The 18,223-nt window shown below is 29.4% G+C and carries 26 protein-coding genes; 23 read left to right on the top strand and 3 right to left on the bottom strand.

The window, feature by feature from the left end; all coding sequences use genetic code 11:
- The first annotated feature begins 132 nt into the window (after nt 1-132).
- The 5 genes from BUA92_RS04725 to fmt all read left to right on the top strand — a co-directional run bounded on the left by BUA92_RS04725 (nt 133) and on the right by fmt (nt 3,442).
- Complete coding sequence (locus BUA92_RS04725) at nt 133-888, top strand: class I SAM-dependent methyltransferase (RefSeq protein WP_073017260.1); 756 nt, start codon at nt 133-135, stop codon at nt 886-888.
- A 52-nt stretch (nt 889-940) separates the two neighbouring features.
- A complete protein-coding gene (locus BUA92_RS04720) occupies nt 941-1,630 on the top strand; it encodes an HAD family hydrolase (protein ID WP_073017259.1) in 690 nt (229 codons plus the stop codon).
- 66 nt (nt 1,631-1,696) lie between these two features.
- Nucleotides 1,697-1,906 (top strand): hypothetical protein, encoded by a 210-nt coding sequence (locus tag BUA92_RS04715; protein ID WP_073017258.1) that lies wholly within the window; start codon nt 1,697-1,699, stop codon nt 1,904-1,906.
- Between the two features lie 32 nt (nt 1,907-1,938).
- The gene (locus BUA92_RS04710; protein WP_083553406.1) at nt 1,939-2,277 is read left to right on the top strand and encodes an SdpI family protein; all 339 of its coding nucleotides are present in this window, start codon (nt 1,939-1,941) and stop codon (nt 2,275-2,277) included.
- Nucleotides 2,278-2,488: 211 nt separating this feature from the next.
- Complete coding sequence (gene fmt, locus BUA92_RS04705; RefSeq protein ID WP_073017256.1) at nt 2,489-3,442, top strand: methionyl-tRNA formyltransferase; 954 nt, start codon at nt 2,489-2,491, stop codon at nt 3,440-3,442.
- A gap of 178 nt (nt 3,443-3,620) precedes the next feature.
- Here fmt and BUA92_RS04700 read toward each other — a convergent pair whose 3' ends face one another.
- Nucleotides 3,621-4,487 carry a LysR family transcriptional regulator gene (locus BUA92_RS04700; protein WP_073017253.1) on the bottom strand — a complete coding sequence of 289 codons (867 nt, stop codon included), beginning with the start codon at nt 4,485-4,487 and terminating at the stop codon, nt 3,621-3,623.
- Nucleotides 4,488-4,689: 202 nt separating this feature from the next.
- Here BUA92_RS04700 and BUA92_RS04695 point away from each other — a divergent pair, with 202 nt between their 5' ends.
- Genes BUA92_RS04695 through BUA92_RS04685 form a run of 3 tightly spaced genes read left to right on the top strand, consistent with a single transcriptional unit; the run spans nt 4,690 to nt 9,039 of the window.
- Complete coding sequence (locus tag BUA92_RS04695) at nt 4,690-6,435, top strand: ABC transporter ATP-binding protein (RefSeq protein WP_073017251.1); 1,746 nt, start codon at nt 4,690-4,692, stop codon at nt 6,433-6,435.
- Between the two features lie 4 nt (nt 6,436-6,439).
- Nucleotides 6,440-8,203: an ABC transporter ATP-binding protein gene (locus tag BUA92_RS04690; protein WP_073017249.1), complete on the top strand. Its 1,764-nt coding sequence runs from the start codon at nt 6,440-6,442 to the stop codon at nt 8,201-8,203.
- A 26-nt stretch (nt 8,204-8,229) separates the two neighbouring features.
- Nucleotides 8,230-9,039 carry an undecaprenyl-diphosphate phosphatase gene (locus tag BUA92_RS04685; RefSeq protein WP_073017247.1) on the top strand — a complete coding sequence of 270 codons (810 nt, stop codon included), beginning with the start codon at nt 8,230-8,232 and terminating at the stop codon, nt 9,037-9,039.
- Nucleotides 9,040-9,091: 52 nt separating this feature from the next.
- On the opposite strand, the gene BUA92_RS04680 is transcribed toward BUA92_RS04685, so the two are convergent.
- Together BUA92_RS04680 and BUA92_RS04675 are read right to left on the bottom strand one after the other, a co-directional pair.
- On the bottom strand, nt 9,092-9,580 hold the full coding sequence (locus BUA92_RS04680) for a NisI/SpaI family lantibiotic immunity lipoprotein (RefSeq protein WP_073017245.1): 489 nt from the start codon (nt 9,578-9,580) through the stop codon (nt 9,092-9,094).
- Between the two features lie 115 nt (nt 9,581-9,695).
- On the bottom strand, nt 9,696-10,424 hold the full coding sequence (locus tag BUA92_RS04675; RefSeq protein WP_073017243.1) for a hypothetical protein: 729 nt from the start codon (nt 10,422-10,424) through the stop codon (nt 9,696-9,698).
- A gap of 185 nt (nt 10,425-10,609) precedes the next feature.
- Between BUA92_RS04675 and BUA92_RS04670 the strand changes: the two genes are divergently transcribed.
- The 15 genes from BUA92_RS04670 to BUA92_RS04600 all read left to right on the top strand — a co-directional run bounded on the left by BUA92_RS04670 (nt 10,610) and on the right by BUA92_RS04600 (nt 18,204).
- Nucleotides 10,610-11,383 carry an alpha/beta fold hydrolase gene (locus tag BUA92_RS04670; RefSeq protein WP_073017241.1) on the top strand — a complete coding sequence of 258 codons (774 nt, stop codon included), beginning with the start codon at nt 10,610-10,612 and terminating at the stop codon, nt 11,381-11,383.
- A 1-nt stretch (nt 11,384) separates the two neighbouring features.
- Nucleotides 11,385-11,852, top strand: a complete 468-nt coding sequence (locus BUA92_RS04665) for a pyridoxamine 5'-phosphate oxidase family protein (protein WP_073017238.1) — start codon at nt 11,385-11,387, stop codon at nt 11,850-11,852.
- Nucleotides 11,853-11,868: 16 nt separating this feature from the next.
- Entirely contained in the window at nt 11,869-12,345 is a 477-nt protein-coding gene (locus BUA92_RS04660) for a GNAT family N-acetyltransferase (protein ID WP_073017236.1), read from the top strand.
- A 67-nt stretch (nt 12,346-12,412) separates the two neighbouring features.
- Nucleotides 12,413-12,976, top strand: a complete 564-nt coding sequence (locus tag BUA92_RS04655; protein WP_073017234.1) for a flavodoxin family protein — start codon at nt 12,413-12,415, stop codon at nt 12,974-12,976.
- Nucleotides 12,973-13,431, top strand: a complete 459-nt coding sequence (locus BUA92_RS04650) for a DUF2691 family protein (protein WP_073017232.1) — start codon at nt 12,973-12,975, stop codon at nt 13,429-13,431. The genes BUA92_RS04655 and BUA92_RS04650 overlap by 4 nt, the downstream gene beginning before the upstream one ends.
- A gap of 57 nt (nt 13,432-13,488) precedes the next feature.
- The gene (locus tag BUA92_RS04645) at nt 13,489-13,749 is read left to right on the top strand and encodes a hypothetical protein (RefSeq protein WP_073017229.1); all 261 of its coding nucleotides are present in this window, start codon (nt 13,489-13,491) and stop codon (nt 13,747-13,749) included.
- 19 nt (nt 13,750-13,768) lie between these two features.
- A complete protein-coding gene (locus tag BUA92_RS04640; RefSeq protein WP_073017227.1) occupies nt 13,769-14,023 on the top strand; it encodes a hypothetical protein in 255 nt (84 codons plus the stop codon).
- 20 nt (nt 14,024-14,043) lie between these two features.
- Entirely contained in the window at nt 14,044-14,847 is an 804-nt protein-coding gene (locus BUA92_RS04635; RefSeq protein WP_073017225.1) for a CPBP family glutamic-type intramembrane protease, read from the top strand.
- 57 nt (nt 14,848-14,904) lie between these two features.
- Entirely contained in the window at nt 14,905-15,303 is a 399-nt protein-coding gene (locus tag BUA92_RS04630; RefSeq protein WP_073017222.1) for a cytidine/deoxycytidylate deaminase family protein, read from the top strand.
- A gap of 54 nt (nt 15,304-15,357) precedes the next feature.
- Nucleotides 15,358-15,576 (top strand): hypothetical protein, encoded by a 219-nt coding sequence (locus BUA92_RS04625; protein ID WP_278335126.1) that lies wholly within the window; start codon nt 15,358-15,360, stop codon nt 15,574-15,576.
- A gap of 58 nt (nt 15,577-15,634) precedes the next feature.
- Complete coding sequence (locus BUA92_RS04620) at nt 15,635-16,225, top strand: Type 1 glutamine amidotransferase-like domain-containing protein (RefSeq protein ID WP_073017218.1); 591 nt, start codon at nt 15,635-15,637, stop codon at nt 16,223-16,225.
- 101 nt (nt 16,226-16,326) lie between these two features.
- The gene (locus BUA92_RS04615; RefSeq protein ID WP_073017216.1) at nt 16,327-16,893 is read left to right on the top strand and encodes a GrpB family protein; all 567 of its coding nucleotides are present in this window, start codon (nt 16,327-16,329) and stop codon (nt 16,891-16,893) included.
- A 38-nt stretch (nt 16,894-16,931) separates the two neighbouring features.
- Entirely contained in the window at nt 16,932-17,111 is a 180-nt protein-coding gene (locus BUA92_RS04610) for a DUF6440 family protein (RefSeq protein ID WP_073017214.1), read from the top strand.
- 50 nt (nt 17,112-17,161) lie between these two features.
- The gene (locus tag BUA92_RS04605) at nt 17,162-17,509 is read left to right on the top strand and encodes a cupin domain-containing protein (RefSeq protein WP_073017212.1); all 348 of its coding nucleotides are present in this window, start codon (nt 17,162-17,164) and stop codon (nt 17,507-17,509) included.
- Between the two features lie 212 nt (nt 17,510-17,721).
- A complete protein-coding gene (locus tag BUA92_RS04600; protein WP_073017210.1) occupies nt 17,722-18,204 on the top strand; it encodes a GNAT family N-acetyltransferase in 483 nt (160 codons plus the stop codon).
- Nucleotides 18,205-18,223 lie beyond the last annotated feature (19 nt).

Genomic DNA, 18,223 nt, shown 5'->3' with positions numbered 1-18,223 from the left:
TTCATTTAGAAGTTCCCTTATAATATTATGAGGTAAATTATGGTATAATAAGAAATAACCTACTAAGGGTTAATGAACAATTAATAGGAAGAAATTATAGAGGAAAATAGTAATTTAGGGGATGGAGAAAAAATGGATTTTAGAAATACATTTGACCGAATACCAGAAACATTTGATAAATATAGACCACGATATTGTGATGAACTATTCTCAGAAATTATAGCTGTTGCTAATTTGAACTTAAGAAAAGATGTACTTGAAATTGGCCCAGGGACAGGACAAGCAACAGAGCCTATTTTAAAAACTGGCTGTAGTTATAAGGCTATTGAACTCGGGGAGAACTTCACAGAATTTATGAAAAGCAGATATGGGACTTATAGTAATTTTGATATTGTAAATGCTGATTTTGAAACATACGACTTTGGAAAGCAAACATTTGATTTAATATATTCAGCAGCTACAATTCAATGGATACCTGAAGAAATAGCATTCTCAAAAGTCTACAATATTCTAAAACCTGGTGGCATTCTTGCAATGTTTATGACCCGTTCGGATGAGAAAAGTGAAAATGAAGAGCTATACAATAGAATAGATGAGGTTTATAAAGAACATTTTTCTGTTAAGCAGAAATATAATCGTAAAATGCAATATAGCAATGTTGTGAATTATGGATTTGTTAATTATAAATATAAAGAATGGAATAAGGTAAGGACACTTAATGCTGATGAATATATTTCATATATTAGTACACATTGCGAACATATAACTTTACAAGAGCCATATAAGTCTAAATTTTATGCGGCAGTAAGAAAGGCAATTATGGATTTTGGCAATAAAATTATTATTAAAGATACTATTCCATTATATCTTGCTCAAAAACCGCTATAAAATCTAATTTAAGAATTAAGTAATTATAAATAGTGATTTGTGGAGGGGGATTATGACAAAAGTTAAAGTCATTGTCTTTGATTTATTTGAGACATTGCTTCATGACATTAAATTTGATTTTAATTCGGGTTTATCTTATCTACATGAAAATATCTTATCAAAGGATACTGATAAAGTTGGATTGCTAGATTATGCAGCTACATATTGGAAAGAACTTTATGATAAAAGAAACGAGGATAATTCAGAAGTAGCATTTGAAGATGAACTTTTAGATTTTAAAAACAAATATGGTTTTAAGGTTAATTATCCATTAGAAGAAATTTTATTTAATTGTGCACTTGAAATAAATACTACTGAATTGTTTAATGACACAATTTATACTTTAGAGCAACTTAAGTTATTAGGAATTCCAGTTTATTTATTGAGTAACTCCATATTTAAAAAGAATGTGATGAGAAAATTCATTAATCAGTATGATTTAGAAAAATATTTTGTTAATATACATTTTAGTGCTGACTATAAGATAAGGAAACCGCATAAAGATTTATTTAAAATTGTATTTGATGATATTAAAAAGTATGAGACTAAAATAGAAATGAAACAAGTTTATTTCATTGGAGATAACTTTGAAGCCGATGTTCTAGGGGCTGAAAATTTTGGATTTACGCCAATTTTTATAAACCGTAAACATGATAATGATATTAATAACAAAAATTTTATTGAGATTAAGTCGCTAAATTAATTGTTAGAAGTAATTTGATAAATTATAATTTGTACAAATAAAGTAACATAAATTTATCTTCAACCTATGACTCCAATATTATCAGAAAGGTTTGCAAGTTTAGTCTCTGATGAAAACGTAACTTTAGATGTTAATAGAACTATATTAAAAGAGGGGAGTGTTGATATATCAGGTGAGATAATATTTAAAGCAAAAGGGCTTAGCAAAGAGGCGATAGTTGATTTACAGCCATTTATTGAAAAGGTTAAAATTACTGAAGAAAGAATAATAAAATAGTATGAATATAGGAGTTTAAATGGGGGTGCCAAATGATATTAATAGAGATTGGTTTGCTATTTGCATTATTGGGGGGCGTGTTTTTTAAATTATTTCCACCCAAAAACATCAATAGTATTTATGGTTGGCGTTCAAGGTTATCGATGCGAAATAAGGACACATGGGCAGAAGCCCAAAAGTATGGAAGCAATGCATTTATAGTAGGAGGAATAATTTTAGCATTAATTGGAGTTATTATTCAGTTTACTTTGCCTAAATTAGTTGAATCAATAAAAATAATACTTGTAATTTTAGGAACATCAGCAATTATACTTGCTGGAGAGGTACATTTAAGAAAGATCTTTAACAAAGATGGAAGTAAAAAATTATAGCTTGGTAAAACGTATTTCATTATTAATTACAATGTTTTTGCTTTTTGAATTAATATAGCTAAGGATAATCTTTCTCATAAAAAGCATTATAGGTGGATAACCCTACCTATAATGCTTTTTTGAAATTTAAAGTATAGGAAATCACTTGGCTTAATGTTTTGAAAATTATGGTATAATAAAATGGGTATTACTACAATTGGAGGTATCAATAATGAAAATAGTTTTTATGGGAACTCCTGATTTTGCAGTTCCTTCATTGAAGAAGATGATAGAGAAATATAATGTAAGTGCGATTGTAACACAACCTGATAAACCAAGTGGAAGAGGAAAAAAGGTAGCAATTTCACCAGTCAAAGAGGTGGGGCTATCGAATGGAATTCCAATTTTTCAACCCGATAAAATAAAAACAGACGCTGTAGTTATTGATAAATTAAGAGAAATAAAACCTGATTTTATTATTGTTGTAGCATATGGGCAAATCATAACTCAGCAGATAATTGATATACCAAGACTCGGATGTATTAATCTACATGCATCTCTTCTCCCAAAGTATAGGGGATCATCACCAATAAATTGGAGTTTGATAAAAGGGGAAATAAGAACTGGAAATACAACTATACTAATGGATACGGGTATAGATACTGGTGACATGCTTATGAGAAGTGAGTTTGACATATCTGAATCTATGACAGCAGGAGAATTGTACGAATTATTAAAAATAGACGGTGCTGAACTGTTAGGGGAAACAATAGATGGAATCATCACAGGTAAAATTTGTGGGATAAAACAACAGCGTGATGGAGGCTCTTATGTACAGATGTTAAACAAGCAAATGGCAAAGATTAATTGGAATGACAGCAGTATTAACATACATAATTTAATAAGAGGGTTGAGTTCTTGGCCACATAAAAATATAAACTCATGGCCAACTGCCTATACTTATTATAAAGATATTCCATTTAAAATCTTTAAATCTAAATCAGTAGAGGCAAGTATTACTAAACCACCTGGTTATATCATGGATGCAAATAATGAAGGTATTACAGTCGCCACCGATAACGGTATTCTAATTATAGAAATATTACAGCTTCCAGGAGGAAAACCTCTTGAGGTAAAAGAATTTTTAAAAGGAAATAAAATAGAAAAAGGCATTGTATTATCATAATTAATTAATTATGACTATTGATTCGTAATTTTCTCATATTAAGAATTATAGGTGGATAACCCCACCTATAATTTTTTTGCTATATTTAATCCTACATTAAAACTTTCACCAAGAATATAAACTTCATATACACAATTTATATGAAAACACAATTAGATATATAATCATTATATATAAATCACTCCTGAAATAATTCAATAAACCTTTCTGCAAGTGGAGATAAGGAGGAGTTTTTTAGCCAAGTAACTGCAATTCTTGTATGCATTTTATCGTGAAGTATATCTTTAACTATAAGTTCGGAACAATCCATAGTTAAAAGAGCTGATCTTGGAACTATTCCTATACCAAACCCTTCTTTAGCCCAATTTAGTGTAGTTCTTGCATCATCATTTTTGCAGCAGATAAAGGGTTTTATTTCAAACTCTTTAAAAACATCATAAATAAGTTCTTCAAATCTTCTGTAGATTATTAGAGGCTTGTCTTTAAGTTCTTCAATAGTTATAACATTTTGAGCTTCTCCACATATGAATTTCTCCTTCATAACAGCAACCATAGGCTCCAATGAAGCATAACGGCACTCTAGCATGTTATGTTTAAAGGGAGTTCGTATTATTCCAAGCTCAATAATACGTTTTTCTAGCATTTCTATAACAGAAAAAGTATTTCCCTCATATATTTCAAAGCGGACATCTGGATAATGTTCAGTAAATTCAAGCATATTAAAATTAGGGATTATACCTCCTGATGAAGATATAGCGCCTATAGATAACACACCAGATAGTCCTTTTCCACAGTTCTCAACCTCACGTTTAGTTATGGCAGCAATATCAAGTAATTGTTCTGCACGTTTGTAGAGGAGTCTACCAGCGTCAGTTAATTCTATGTTTCTAGGGCCACGTTTTACTAAAGTTACGCCTAGTTCTTGTTCTAAAAGATTTAACTGATAACTTAGGGGAGGCTGAGCTATATGTAGTTTTTTTGCAGCTGCTGTAATCTGCCTTTCTTCAGCAATAGTTAAAAAATATTTTAGTTGTTTTAAATCCATATAATCACCCTAAGTTAAGTATAACATATTATTTTTATATGGATCATAGCTAAAATAAGTATTTTTTATATATATGAAAAAACTGTATACTATATTTTAGTAGATAAAAATTAAGTTTGATTATCCTTAAAAATTAGAATAGAACACTAGCTTTTTTGTAAAAATCTATTTATACATGTTTAATATTATTAGGAGTGGTGAGATGAGGAAATTATTAATTCATTTAAAAGATTATAAAAAAGAATCTATATTAGCGCCTTTATTTAAGATGTTAGAAGCTGCTTTTGAATTATTTATTCCAATAGTTATGAAATCAATCATAGATGTTGGTATTAAAAATGGAGATAAGATGTATATCTTTAAGATGTGCACCATTATGATAGCTCTTGGAATAATAGGATTAGTTTGTTCAATTACAGCACAATATTATTCAGCCAAAGCCGCAGTTGGTTTTTCAACAATTTTAAGACAAAGATTGTTTGATCATATTCAAGCTTTAGGTTTTTCAGAGATGGATAAGTTAGGTACATCAACAATGATTACTAGAATGACAAGTGATATAAACCAGATTCAAGCTGGGGTAAATATGGTACTAAGGTTGTTTATGCGTTCGCCATTTATAGTTATAGGTGCAATGATAATGGCCTTTACAATTGATGTTCAATCAGCACTAATATTTCTTATATCAATTCCTGTTCTTTCAATAATTGTTTTTGGAGTGATGTTTGTAAGTATACCTCTTTATAAAAAGGTTCAGATAGCTCTTGATACTGTATTAAAAAATACAAGAGAAAATCTTATTGGAGCTCGTGTAATACGTGCTTTTCATAAAGAAGAGGAAGAAATAGAAACTTTTAAGAAAAATAATGAGATTTTAAAGAAGTTACAGCTTTTTGTAGGTAGAATTCTTGCCTTCATGAATCCAGTAACCTACATCATTGTAAATGCAGCTATTGTAGGGATTTTATATACAGGAGCAATAAGAGTTAACAGTGGGGCATTAACAACAGGAGCAGTAATAGCACTTGTAAGTTATATGTCTCAAATATTGATTGAGCTTATTAAATTAGCAAATTTAATCATTTCAGTAACTAAAGCCTTTGCATGTGGAAACCGCGTACAGTCAATTTTTGAAATTCATCCTAAGATTAATAAGGAAGATAACAAGGTAATTAATGTAGAAGAAAAAAATACTGATGGTACATTTATTGAATTTAGAAATGTTGCATTAAAATATCATAATGAAGGTGAAAATGCCTTATCTGAAGTCAATCTTAAAGTTGAAAAGGGAGAAACCATTGGAATTATAGGTGGAACTGGTTCAGGAAAATCTTCTTTTGTAAGCTTACTTCCAAGATTTTATGATGCTACTGAAGGGGAACTTCTTATAGATGGAGTAAATGTCAAAGACTATAATATAGAAGACTTAAGAAGAAAAATAGGAATAGTAATGCAAAGAGCTATACTATTTAAAGGGAGTATAAAAGATAATCTTTATTGGGGGAAGAAGAATGCCTCTAGCGAAGGTATAGAAGAAGCTTTAGAAATTTCGCAATCAAAAGAGTTTGTATTGAAAAAAGATAATGGGGTAGATAGCTTTATTGAACAAGGTGGAAAAAATTTATCTGGTGGACAAAAGCAAAGACTTACAATAGCTAGAGCATTAGTTAGAAAACCAGAGATTTTAATATTAGATGATAGTGCATCTGCTTTAGATTTTGCAACAGATGCGAAGTTAAGAGCTGCTATAAGAAAAATGAAAAGTAAGCCAACAGTGTTTATTGTATCTCAAAGAACTTCTGCCATTGAACATGCAAATAAGATAGTTGTGTTAGATGAAGGAAAAGTAGTAGGCATTGGAACACATCAAGAATTACTAGAAACTTGCCAAGTATATCAAGAAATATATTATTCACAGTATTCTAAAGCAGAAAATGGAAGAGGGTGAAAAAATGAGTAAGGTTAAACAACTAAAACATCAAAAAGAAACAATGGCGAAGGTATTAATCTATGTTAAGAAATATTGGACATATATAACTTTATCAATAATACTTGCAGCAGTATCAGTAGCCTCAACACTTTATATATTAACCTTAATTGGTGATGGGATTGATTGTATAATAGGCGTAAATCAAGTTGATACTTACGGACTTATAAAAGTACTTAAGAGTATAGGCTTATATACTGCAATAACGGCTTTATCACAATGGGGTATGAATATATGTAACAATAAAGTTGTTTATAATGTTATAAATGATATAAGAAAAGATGCCTTTGAAAAGATTGAGAGATTACCTTTAAAATATATTGACAGCAAGTCTTATGGAGAAATTGTAAGTAGAGTTATAGCTGATGTTGATCAATTTGCTGATGGGCTTTTGATGGGCTTCACTCAGCTTTTTACAGGGGTAATTACTATTTTAGGAACTCTTTTCTTCATGTTTAGAGAAAATGTATCAATAGCCTTTATAGTTGTATGTTTAACTCCAGTCTCTATATACGTTGCTAGTTATATTGCTAAAAAGACCTATAGCATGTTTAAGCTTCAATCAGAAATAAGAGGAGAACAGACTGCTTTTGTTGATGAAATGATAGGAAATCAAAAGGTAGTTCAAGCTTTTAGTTATGAAGAAGAAGCTGCGAAAAACTTTGGAGAAATAAACGCTAGATTAGAAAAGGCATCTTTACATGCTATATTTTATTCATCAATAACCAACCCAGCTACAAGATTTGTAAATGGATTAGTATATACTGGAGTTGGAATATTTGGAGCGATTTCTGTTATAAATGGAAACTTGACAGTTGGAGTTTTAACTAGCTTCTTAAATTATGCAAATCAATATACAAAACCTTTTAATGAGATATCAGGAGTTGTAACTGAACTTCAAAATGCATTAGCTTGTGCTAAACGTGTATTTGAACTTATAGAAGAAAAAGCAGAAGTTCCTGATGCACCTAATGCAAAAGAACTAGGAGAAGTAAAGGGTGATGTTGTTTTAAATGATGTTGATTTTTCATATACACAAGATAAAAAATTCATTGAGGATTTAAACATCAAAGTAAAATCAGGACAAAGAATTGCAATAGTAGGCCCAACAGGATGTGGAAAAACAACTATAATAAATTTGCTAATGCGCTTTTATGAAATAGATAAAGGAAGTATAATGGTAGATGGGTATGATATTCGTGAAATAAGTAGAAAGAGTTTAAGATCTAATTATGGAATGGTTCTTCAAGAAACTTGGCTTAAGTCTGGAACAATAAGAGAAAACTTAACGATGGGAAAACCAGATGCAACTGAGGAAGAAATAATAAATGCTGCAAAACTTGCTCATGTTCATGGTGTTATCAAAAGAATGCCTCATGGATATGATACTGTAATATCAGATGATGGCGAAAGTTTATCTCAAGGAGAAAAGCAACTACTGTGTATAGCAAGAGTAATGCTTTGTCTTCCACCAATACTGATTTTAGATGAAGCTACATCTTCAATAGATACAAGAACAGAAGTCAAGATTCAAAAAGCCTTTGCAACAATGATGAAAGATAGAACTAGTTTCGTAATAGCTCATAGATTGTCTACTATAAAAGATGCGGATATAATACTTGTTATGAAGGATGGAAAACTAATTGAACAAGGAAGTCATGAAAAACTACTTGAAGAAAAAGGCTTTTACTACAACCTTTATAACAGCCAGTTTGTTAAACAGGCGTAAAATATATTATTATACGGAGGAGTTTCATGGAATTTTTAAAAGCACTGATATTAGGGATAATACAGGGGATTACAGAATGGCTGCCTATTAGCAGTACTGGACACATGATTTTAGTAGATGAAATATTAAAATTAAATGTAAGTTCAAACTTTATGGAGTTATTTTTAATAATAATTCAGTTTGGATCAATATTAGCGGTTATAGTTATTTATTTTAAAGATCTAGTTCCTTTTGAAGTAAAGGGTGGCTTTAGATTAGATAAAGAAAAAATAAATATGTGGGTTAAAATTGTAATAGCATCAATACCAGCAGGAATAGTTGGTGTATTATGGTCAGATGAATTAAATTCTCTTTTCTTTAACAGCAAAGTTGTAGCAATAATGCTTATATTAGTGGGAGTTGCATTTTTAGTAATAGAGAAGTGGAACAAAAATAAAAGTCCTAAAGTTAATTCAATTGCAGATATCACATATAAATCTGCTTTTATAATAGGAGTTTTTCAACTAGTAGCAGCAGTTTTCCCAGGAACCTCAAGATCAGGTTCGACTATAATAGGAGCACTTTTACTTGGAATTGCAAGACCAGTTGCAGCACAATTTACTTTCTTTTTAGCAGTTCCAATAATGGCTGGAGCAAGCCTTTTAAAACTAATCAAGTTTGAAGGAAGTTTTACTAGCACAGAACTTGGAATACTAATAGTAGGAATGGTAAGTGCATTTGTAGTTTCTATAGTATGTATTAAATTCTTAATGAGTTACATTAGAAAACATAACTTCAATGTATTTGGATGGTATAGAATTGTCTTAGGAATATTAGTTTTATTCTTATTAAGATAAGAGTTGTTAAATAAATAAACATAAAGAAGGTAGTCGCTAATGACTACCTTCTTTATGTTTGCATACTTAAACATCCATAAAAGAAATTTTTAAAGGATATTATAGAGTGGGACTTATTTACTTTAGTTAGTGGTATTGCTTTATGAAAACCATCATTTACATTAACAATAAGTTCTTGATTATCAGAATTGCTTTCATAAATGTTAAAATACTGAATGAGATAGGCTGTTTCATCAGGTAAATTATCAATAAAGTTGGTTGTGGATTTAAGTTCTCTTAAATCTAATAGGGAATATTGATCATTTAACAAGGCAACTTTTTGAATATAACCGACCCAATTTCCAAGCATGTCCCGACTAATAATATCTTCTAAAATTATATAATCTCTAGATTTATAGGAGAATATTCGAGCATCTTTTTCATTAACAATGCAATATTCACGGTTGCTTCTTCTAAAGGACATCTGATTTTCTAACAATGAACATCCTGATATGCTTAAAGATATACTAAATAATAAAAATATAGAAAAAAATCTTTTCATTTAAATTCTCCTATTCACAAAATAGTTAACAACTATCATGCTAACATTCAAATTTAAAGAAACCATAAGGAAAATACAATAGTATAGCAAAATTTTAGTATGTAAATTAAGTAGATTATTTTTGTTTAAATGTATCTATCAACCTTAGAGAACGCTGTGCTTCAGATTTTATTATATGATTTTCATTGCTAGCTATAATTTGGTTTAATACATCAATACTAGCCTTTGTTCTAAAAGAAGAGAGACAACATACACACTTCCAAACTATCAAGTTATTATCTGAATACTTGTCTAAAGTATTAGTGATTGATTTGAAAAAATTATCATTAACATGGTCAGGGTTATAGAATAATAAAAAGCCAATAGCATCAATAACTTCTGAAATTTTAACTTCATCATTACTATCTAACACATCAAATAGTACAGGCAAAATTCTAAAGTTCATTTTTCCTAAACTTCGTGCAATAATATCTCTTGGTAAGGGGTAACTCTTTTTTTGAGAAACCTTTTCTGATAAACATAGATGCTGATTTTTACCTATACAACCTAAATAAGAAACCATCTGTTTTGCAGTTTTAATATCTCCTTTTTCAAGAGCATTACAAATTTCAATTTTCGTATAAAGAGACTTTTCAATACAAAGTCTATCTAATAACATTTTAATAAAATCTAAATCCTCGGTATGAAATCTACTCGATAACAAGCTTATAGCAACTGATCTTTCAACAGATACTTGCGAGTTTATTAGTAGAAATAGTTCACTATTAGTTAAGTGTTGAAAGTTAAAAATATCTTCTTTGAAAATAAAACCTCTCTTACGTAAATCTTCATTACTGCTTTTCATAATCAATCTCCCTCGAATAACGTCAATAACTATTAATAAATTAAATACATTATATACCAAATAGTTTATAAAACAAAATTTAAGAAGTTTAAGTATTGAAAGAATAGATCAAAACTACATAAAATTGGAAGGAGATGATATAATAGACATATATGTATCAGAAATGATTTAAGGGGATGTAATAAATGAAAGAGTTTATTTTAAAAGATAAAAAAACACGTATGAGGTATCATGATTTCCCAGGAAAAGAAATGCCTATACTATTTATACATGGACTAGGATGCGCAGGTTCCTTTGACTATCCGGAAGTTGCAGCTCAAGAGGAATTAGCAGGACATAGAAAAATAATTGTTGATTTACTTGGATCAGGATTTAGCGACAAACCAGATGGTTTTGAATATAGTGTAAAAGCCCATGCAGAATACCTAAGTGATTTTGTTGAGTTTTTAGGTTTAAAAAAGCTTATTATATTTGCTCATAGTCTTGGAGGTGCTGTTGGAATCACATTAGCTAACTTGTGTAAAGACAAGGTACATAGATTAATTTTATCTGAAGCGAATTTAGATAAAGGTGGCGGATTTACAAGTAAAGCTATAGCTGAGTATGAGATGAATAATTTTATTAAGGAAGGATTTCAAGAAATTATAACTAGAAGTAAAAAACATTCAAGTGAAATATGGACAGGAAGTTTTTCGGTATGTTCACCTAAAGCTATGTACTTAATATCTAAATCTGCTATCGAGGGAGATATCCCTTCATGGAGAGAGTTGTTATACTCATTAAATTGCCCAAGAACTTTTATATTTGGTGAAGAGTCTTTGCCAGATCCAGATATGCAGGTTTTAGCTGAAGAAGGAATACATATAGAAGTTGTTAAAAATGCTGGACATTCAATGGCTTGGGAGAATCCTAAAGGTTTGGCTGAAGCTATAAAAAATGGAATTGATAGGAGAGAATAAGATGGATAATTATTTTAATGAAGCCATCTCTGTTATGAAGGAGCTATATGGAAAAGATGTAGCTATGTCTCTTGCTACAGTTAATGGAGATAAGGCAAATGTCAGGGTTATAAATGCTTATTATAAAGATAAAGTTTTTTATATTACAAGCTATGGGTTAAGCAACAAAATGAAAGAGATATCTAAAAATAAAAATGTTGCTTTAAACCATAATTTGTTTGTAGCTCATGGTACAGGAGAAAATATAGGAAATCCATTAGATAAAGTAAATGAGAAACTAAGAGAAGAACTAAAAAATGTCTTTTTTGTTTTCTATGATAAACATGTGAATGAGAAGGATAAAAACACATGCATATTAAAGGTTAATTTAAGTGATGCTCTTGTCTTTGCTAATTATTATAAATACTTCATTGATTTTGAAAATGAGACATCAACAAGAGAAAAGTGTGTAGTTGATATAATATTTTGATGGATAGGAGATTGCTATGAAATATGATGTAAGAAGATTAGAGTCTTGTGAACTAGAGGATGCTTTTAAACTGGCTTTAAGGACCTTTATGGAATTTGAAGCACCTGATTATGGATTGGAAGGTGTAAATGCATTTAAAAAAGATGTAATTGAAAATGAAGAATTTAAAAACGCTTGTAGAAACGGTGATAATCGCATGTGGGGAGCCTTTGATAAGGATAAACTTATTGGAATTTTTATTATGAGAGGAGTTTCGCATATATCTATGGTTTTTACGGATAAAGAGTACCACCGTAAGGGTATAGCAGCTAGTATATTTAAACAGCTAGTTAAAGATGTAAAAAAGCAAAATCCAGAAGTTATAGAGCTAACTCTTAATTCATCACCATATGGAAAGCCATTCTATTATAATATGGGATTTATAGCTACAGATGATGAAAAAACAATAAATGGAATTCGCTTTACTCCTATGGTGTTTGATTTATCAAAATAGATGTTAAATATAATGGGAAGTCAAAAATAAAGATTATAAAAGTTTATTTGAGAAATGAGGAAATCAAATGAAGACACTTATACTAAATGGATCACCAAGAAAAAATGGTGATACCATGACTTGGTTAAAGGAATTTATAAATGAACTAGATGGTGAATATAAAATTGTAAATGCTTATAAGTGTAATATAAAGCCTTGTATAGATTGTAGGTATTGTTGGGAAAACGAAGGTTGTTGCCAAAAGGATGAGATGCAAGAAGTGTATAAATATATTCAAGAATGCGATAACATTTTAATAGCATCACCTATTTATTTTTCAGAACTTACAGGTCAATTATTAGCAATCATGAGTAGACTTCAAACTTATTGGTGTGCAAGATTTTTTAGAAAAGTAACTCCAATAACTAAAAAGAAAAGAGGGGGAGTATTATTAGTTGGTGGAGGAGATGGTTCAATGGAAAAGGCATCAGATACAGCAGTATGTATACTAAGCAAAATGAATGCAGAACTAATTGGAGCCGCATATTCTCACAATACAGAAAATATTTCTCCTATTTATGATAATGATGCCATGAGGAGTATGGAAAATATATTAGTACAATTTAATGAAGGAGAAGATTATAGAAAATGAAAGATGTTGGAGTAATATTTGAAATCCCAAATGAGTACGGAAATTATTTATCGGAGATATTAGAACAGTTACCAGTAAATTTGTATGAGTGGGTAATAGACAATGATGAAATACACCTAGTAGATAACGATGGGTTTCTATTTAATGAAAATGGTGTGATATCCGGAGAAAAATTATATGAAACATCTAAAAATAATACTTACTATATGGTGTTTGTAACCTTAAAAGGATTTTTAAAAGATGGACATATTAAATATATATCAAATTATGAAGAGTTTTTAGAAGGTGATTGTCAAATCATACTTGGAGTATATGATTGTTCTCAGGTTGTGTTTTGGTGTAAAGATTCAAATTTAATATCTAATATGTATGTTTATGCTCAGTCAAAAGGATATGAAAATATTGGATATATAAATGAAAAAGAGGTGAATGAAGGGAAATATCGTATTGAGTAATATAATCAAAAAACTTTTGATAAATATAAATACGAAGATAATAGATGAGGTGTTAAAATGATTGGACAAATTATACGAGTGGTTTCTTATATAATATTAATAATTATTAATATTAGGTTATTTAGAGAAAAGAAAAAAATACATAACGTTATATTCGCCATATTTTTCATGCTTGAAGGCGTAAGAATAGTTTTTCTGAACCAATATTTATCTGAAAACATGCAAACAGGTGCAGAAGCCTGTCAACTAACATTGTTGATGGTTGCTTCATTTCTGTTTTTAAGAGATAGAAAGTTAGAAGATAAAGTTAAAGAGTGATTAATAAAGGGGAGTAGTTATGAGAAGAGTATGGAATAACAAAATATTTCAAGCTATAGTATTTGTGCTAATAGCATCAACTATTGGGATAATTTATAGTAAAATTAGTTCACTACAATTTGTATTTGAAAATGCAGGTATAATCGAGAGTTCAGTAGCTGAAAGTTTAATTAGTGATGCAAAACTTATAAAGGTTCTAGTCTTGATAATTGGTGGAATAGCAATAGGGTTATATTATAATTTCACTTATTCACTAAATAGGAACAAACTATAAATTTAACTTGGAGAGTATTTATGAAAAGAAATATTGGATTAATAAAAATTTGGGCAGTATTCATAGGTTTTATAGCACTATTTTTAATTAACTTTGGAATAAAAACAAATATTGGATATACATCAATGATGTGGTTAATATTAGATTTTTGTGTGCTTATACTATCTATAATAATTTTAATTAAAAATAAACTCCCTAGGAAAAATCAAGTATTAATTTCATTAGTATTTGGATTTTTAATGTTTGTAGCTTATCAAGGAATATCATTTTCATCCATTAAAGGGTTTTTGATTACTTTTTTAACATCTTTAGCTATGTTCAGTATATTTAATTTATATGAAAAAAACTCTTTAAAACTGTTAAAGGCCAATGATATAAAATCTATATTGATAACTATTGGGATTGGAATTATAGTCGGTGTTGTATTGGGAGGTATTAATCTTTTTATTAGTGGTAAAACCCTTAATTTCAATGTTAAGATCTCTTATTTCTTAGTTGCATTAAGTCCTGGGGTATATGAAGAAATTGCTTTAAGGGCATTTATATATTCATTATGCCTCTATATACTTAAAGGTGAAATCAACACAAGGTTTCAAAGATTCACTTGTTATTTTATGATGACAATTCCTCATGTGATGATTCATACACCCGACCAGTTTGTTAATCAAGGTGTAATTTCAGGAATCATGGCAATGATTATCTTAACAATTTTGTTTGGCTTACCATTTGCTTTTTTACAAAGAAAAAGAGATATAAGTTCAGCAATGATTGGACATGGACTAGTTGATGTCATAAGATTTTGCTTTTTAGGATTACCTTATTAGAATGAATTTATAAACGATTATTTAGCTAGAAATATTTTGACTAAGGAGGAAAAGAAAGTGGGAAATTTAGAAGAAAAAGATTTAGAACTTATTAAAAGAGCCTCAGAGGCAATAAAAAAGAATTATGATAATATAAAGTTTAATCATACAGTAGGTGCAGCTGTTAGATGTAAAAATGGGAATATATACACAGGAGTAAATATCTATTCAATGCATGGGGCCTGTGCAGAGCTAGTAGCTATAGGAGCAGCTATAACTAATGGAGAAAGAGAATTTGAATCTATAGTTGCCCTTAGAGGAGAAAATGGTGATGAGATTTTACCTCCATGTGGTAATTGCAGACAAGTTCTTATAGATTATATGCCAAGTTGCAAAGTCATTGTTAATGATAAAAGTGAACTTAGAAAAGTAGCTGTAACTGAGTTGGTACCATTTGCTTATAATGTGCCTGAATAACATATAATGATAACTAAGTTGAAAACTCAAGGGGGAGATATGTAATTGGGTGAAGTGGATAAACGTAATAAGCTTGATGAAGAGCCTTTTTCATATAAAGTTTCAAAAGATAACAAAGTTTTTATATATTGGGGTGGGAAACTAGTTACAATATTAAAAGAGAAAGAAAGCAGCAAGTTTTTGGTACGAATAGAAAATACTGATGTAAAGTCAGGACAATTGATTATGGCAAAAGCAACAGGAAATTTTAAACATGGAAATGAAAAAAAGTAATGTCTATATTAATGTTAATAGGTAAACTAAAGAGAAATATGTTTAGGAGGCGAAATATGTGAAGTTATTTTTAACATCAAAAGCCTTTGGAAATTCTGTTATAAAAAATAAAATGTTGGGCCAATTAAAGAAGGATGTAAGAATAACGAGAATACTTTTAATACCAACAGCTTTAAGTGGAACCTATCCTCCAGATAAATATATGAATGAATTGCTTGTTTCTGGATTTTGTAAAGACAATATCATTATTTTTGATGAAGCAAACAGCAATGACTACTGTAATTTAGACATTGATATTATTTATGTATGTGGGGGTAACACCTTTACATTAGTAAAATTGATAAATGAATGTGGGTTTGCTTCAGAAATAGTAAAATATTTAAGTAGAGGTGTTATGTATATTGGAAGAAGTGCAGGAACGCATCTAGTAACAAAAAATGTTGAACATGTTTTGCCTTTTGATGAAAATCAAATTGGATTAGAGAACTTTGATGCATTGGGTTTATTTAATGGTATTATATTTTGTCATTATGATCAGGGTAGAGAGAACTATTATTCTCAAGCAATAAAAGAAGAAAAATATAATGTTTATAAAATTACCAATGAAGAAATGATTATTTATGATAATGGACAAATATCGATATTATAAATTTTTATAGGAGCAATGTAATCAAAATTTAGTCTTTAAATAACTAAAATTGATTCAAAAAATGGTTGTTAATAAATAAGTTTTAAATGGAGTAAGTACCTATGAGTAAAAAATTATCAGAAATGAGTCTTGAAGAACTATGGCAGCTATTCCCCATATTTTTAGTAGAACATCAAAACTCTTGGGCGGAGTTTTATGAGGAAGAATTAACTTTTCTTCAAAGTATAATACCCAATAATCTAGTTGAAAAGATTAATCATATTGGAAGTACAGCTATAAAAACCATATGGGCGAAACCAATTATTGATATTATTGTGGAGGTATCACAAGATTGCAATATAAGAGATCTAAAAGAAATACTTATTAATGATGGTTATCTATGTATGTCTGAGGAAGAAAAAAGAATTTCCTTAAATAAAGGTTATACAGATAAGGGATTTCAAGAAAAAGTGTACCATATACATCTAAGATATTTAGGAGATAATGATGAATTGTATTTTAGAGATTATCTTAATGAAAATCCTGATATAGCAAAGAAATATGAGAAATTGAAGCTTGAGTTATGGAAAAAGTTTGAGCATAACCGTGATGGTTATACAAATAGTAAAACAGAATTTATTAAGCTTTATACAAATAAGGCTAAAGAAAAATACAAAAATAGATATTGATAATTAAACTAATGTGAACAAAAAAGGAGGAAGTAAAAATGTTTGGTGGGAAGTCGAATGCAGATGATAGATTTCAGGTAATTTATAAAGAAAATGGTCTTTCAGCATGCAAAATAATAGTAGATAAAGAAACAGGTGTCCAGTATTTATTTACTCATGAGGGATATGCTGGTGGTTTAACTGTATTAGTGGACAAAGAGGGAAATCCACTTATTTAAAGAAGGATATTAATAAGATTTTACAAAATTTATATTATAGGAGAGGTATTATGTTAGAAAAAGTAAATTTGAAATCAGCAGTAAATTCGGTTGATAAGTTGTATGTATATGACAAGATTGGTCAATTAAATGGACATGTTCTTAGTGTTGTCAATGTAGAGAATCGCACATTGGATTTTCATGTTCATGAAGGTTCAGATGAATTATTTTATGTGATTGAAGGTAGTTTTTATTTAGAAACCGATCAAGGATCAATTGAAGTAAATGAAGGAGAATTTATTATTGTTCCTAAAGGAATTAGACATAGACCTGTAGTTAAGAGTTTATCAAGATTCTTGATGATTGAGTTAGAAGGTACACTTAATAAAGAAAATAGTGGAGATTTATATGAAGATTAACTCACTTTGAAAATGATATTGAGGTAGATTTTATTAGGTTCATAAAAGGTACATCAGATTTATAAAGAAATATAATAGGCCCATCAAAATAAAGAAGTTCATGAAGTATAAGTATAGGACTATGAGTAAATAAGAGAGGCCCATGATAAAAAAAAGAGGTTCATGAAAACTAAAAAAAGAACAAGATACGTAAAGTGAAAGGAAGTTTGGGGATGTCAATAGAGATTAAGTTGGGCTATGATAATAGTAAAGAAATTGCGAAGTTATTTTTAGAATATACAGAAATGGTTATATTTAATGATCCAAGTTTTGAAAAATACTTACAAGTTCAAAATTTTGATTATGAACTTAAAAATCTATCTAGCAAATATGGACTACCAGAAGGAAGGTTATATATAGCCATATTTGAGAATGAAGTAGCTGGATGTATTGCTTTAAAAAAGATAGATAATGAAAAATGTGAGATGAAGAGATTATATGTTAAACCCAAATTTCGTGGCAAAAAGATTGCAAATAAGTTAGTAGAGAAGATTATTGAAGATTCTAAAGAGGTCGGATATAAGGTTATGCTTTTAGATACTTTTCCTTTTTTAGAAGGTGCAATAAAGTTATATAAGAAATTTGGATTTTATGAGATAGAATCATATAATAACAGTCCGATGGATGAATGCATTTATATGAGATTAGATTTGTGATTTTATATATATAAGAGAT

Origin of the sequence: Clostridium intestinale DSM 6191 (assembly GCF_900130055.1) — a bacterium.
Taxonomy (GTDB): domain Bacteria; phylum Bacillota; class Clostridia; order Clostridiales; family Clostridiaceae; genus Clostridium_T; species Clostridium_T intestinale.
Note: the sequence above shows the minus strand (reverse complement) of the source record. Positions and strands in the feature narration are given on the sequence as shown.

What these genes read in the sequence shown, in the direction of transcription:
- BUA92_RS04710 (WP_083553406.1), top strand. Translation starts at nt 1,939, where the DNA reads ATGATATTAATAGAGATTGGTTTGCTATTTGCATTATTGGGGGGCGTG.
- BUA92_RS04645 (WP_073017229.1), top strand. Translation starts at nt 13,489, where the DNA reads ATGATTGGACAAATTATACGAGTGGTTTCTTATATAATATTAATAATT.
- BUA92_RS04650 (WP_073017232.1), top strand. Translation starts at nt 12,973, where the DNA reads ATGAAAGATGTTGGAGTAATATTTGAAATCCCAAATGAGTACGGAAAT.
- BUA92_RS04670 (WP_073017241.1), top strand. Translation starts at nt 10,610, where the DNA reads ATGAAAGAGTTTATTTTAAAAGATAAAAAAACACGTATGAGGTATCAT.
- BUA92_RS04700 (WP_073017253.1), bottom strand. Translation starts at nt 4,487, where the DNA reads ATGGATTTAAAACAACTAAAATATTTTTTAACTATTGCTGAAGAAAGG.
- BUA92_RS04655 (WP_073017234.1), top strand. Translation starts at nt 12,413, where the DNA reads ATGAAGACACTTATACTAAATGGATCACCAAGAAAAAATGGTGATACC.
- BUA92_RS04715 (WP_073017258.1), top strand. Translation starts at nt 1,697, where the DNA reads ATGACTCCAATATTATCAGAAAGGTTTGCAAGTTTAGTCTCTGATGAA.
- BUA92_RS04640 (WP_073017227.1), top strand. Translation starts at nt 13,769, where the DNA reads ATGAGAAGAGTATGGAATAACAAAATATTTCAAGCTATAGTATTTGTG.
- BUA92_RS04665 (WP_073017238.1), top strand. Translation starts at nt 11,385, where the DNA reads ATGGATAATTATTTTAATGAAGCCATCTCTGTTATGAAGGAGCTATAT.
- BUA92_RS04680 (WP_073017245.1), bottom strand. Translation starts at nt 9,580, where the DNA reads ATGAAAAGATTTTTTTCTATATTTTTATTATTTAGTATATCTTTAAGC.
- BUA92_RS04615 (WP_073017216.1), top strand. Translation starts at nt 16,327, where the DNA reads ATGAGTAAAAAATTATCAGAAATGAGTCTTGAAGAACTATGGCAGCTA.
- BUA92_RS04690 (WP_073017249.1), top strand. Translation starts at nt 6,440, where the DNA reads ATGAGTAAGGTTAAACAACTAAAACATCAAAAAGAAACAATGGCGAAG.
- BUA92_RS04675 (WP_073017243.1), bottom strand. Translation starts at nt 10,424, where the DNA reads ATGAAAAGCAGTAATGAAGATTTACGTAAGAGAGGTTTTATTTTCAAA.
- BUA92_RS04635 (WP_073017225.1), top strand. Translation starts at nt 14,044, where the DNA reads ATGAAAAGAAATATTGGATTAATAAAAATTTGGGCAGTATTCATAGGT.
- BUA92_RS04605 (WP_073017212.1), top strand. Translation starts at nt 17,162, where the DNA reads ATGTTAGAAAAAGTAAATTTGAAATCAGCAGTAAATTCGGTTGATAAG.
- BUA92_RS04720 (WP_073017259.1), top strand. Translation starts at nt 941, where the DNA reads ATGACAAAAGTTAAAGTCATTGTCTTTGATTTATTTGAGACATTGCTT.
- BUA92_RS04660 (WP_073017236.1), top strand. Translation starts at nt 11,869, where the DNA reads ATGAAATATGATGTAAGAAGATTAGAGTCTTGTGAACTAGAGGATGCT.
- BUA92_RS04685 (WP_073017247.1), top strand. Translation starts at nt 8,230, where the DNA reads ATGGAATTTTTAAAAGCACTGATATTAGGGATAATACAGGGGATTACA.
- fmt (WP_073017256.1), top strand. Translation starts at nt 2,489, where the DNA reads ATGAAAATAGTTTTTATGGGAACTCCTGATTTTGCAGTTCCTTCATTG.
- BUA92_RS04695 (WP_073017251.1), top strand. Translation starts at nt 4,690, where the DNA reads ATGAGGAAATTATTAATTCATTTAAAAGATTATAAAAAAGAATCTATA.
- BUA92_RS04725 (WP_073017260.1), top strand. Translation starts at nt 133, where the DNA reads ATGGATTTTAGAAATACATTTGACCGAATACCAGAAACATTTGATAAA.
- BUA92_RS04600 (WP_073017210.1), top strand. Translation starts at nt 17,722, where the DNA reads ATGTCAATAGAGATTAAGTTGGGCTATGATAATAGTAAAGAAATTGCG.
- BUA92_RS04610 (WP_073017214.1), top strand. Translation starts at nt 16,932, where the DNA reads ATGTTTGGTGGGAAGTCGAATGCAGATGATAGATTTCAGGTAATTTAT.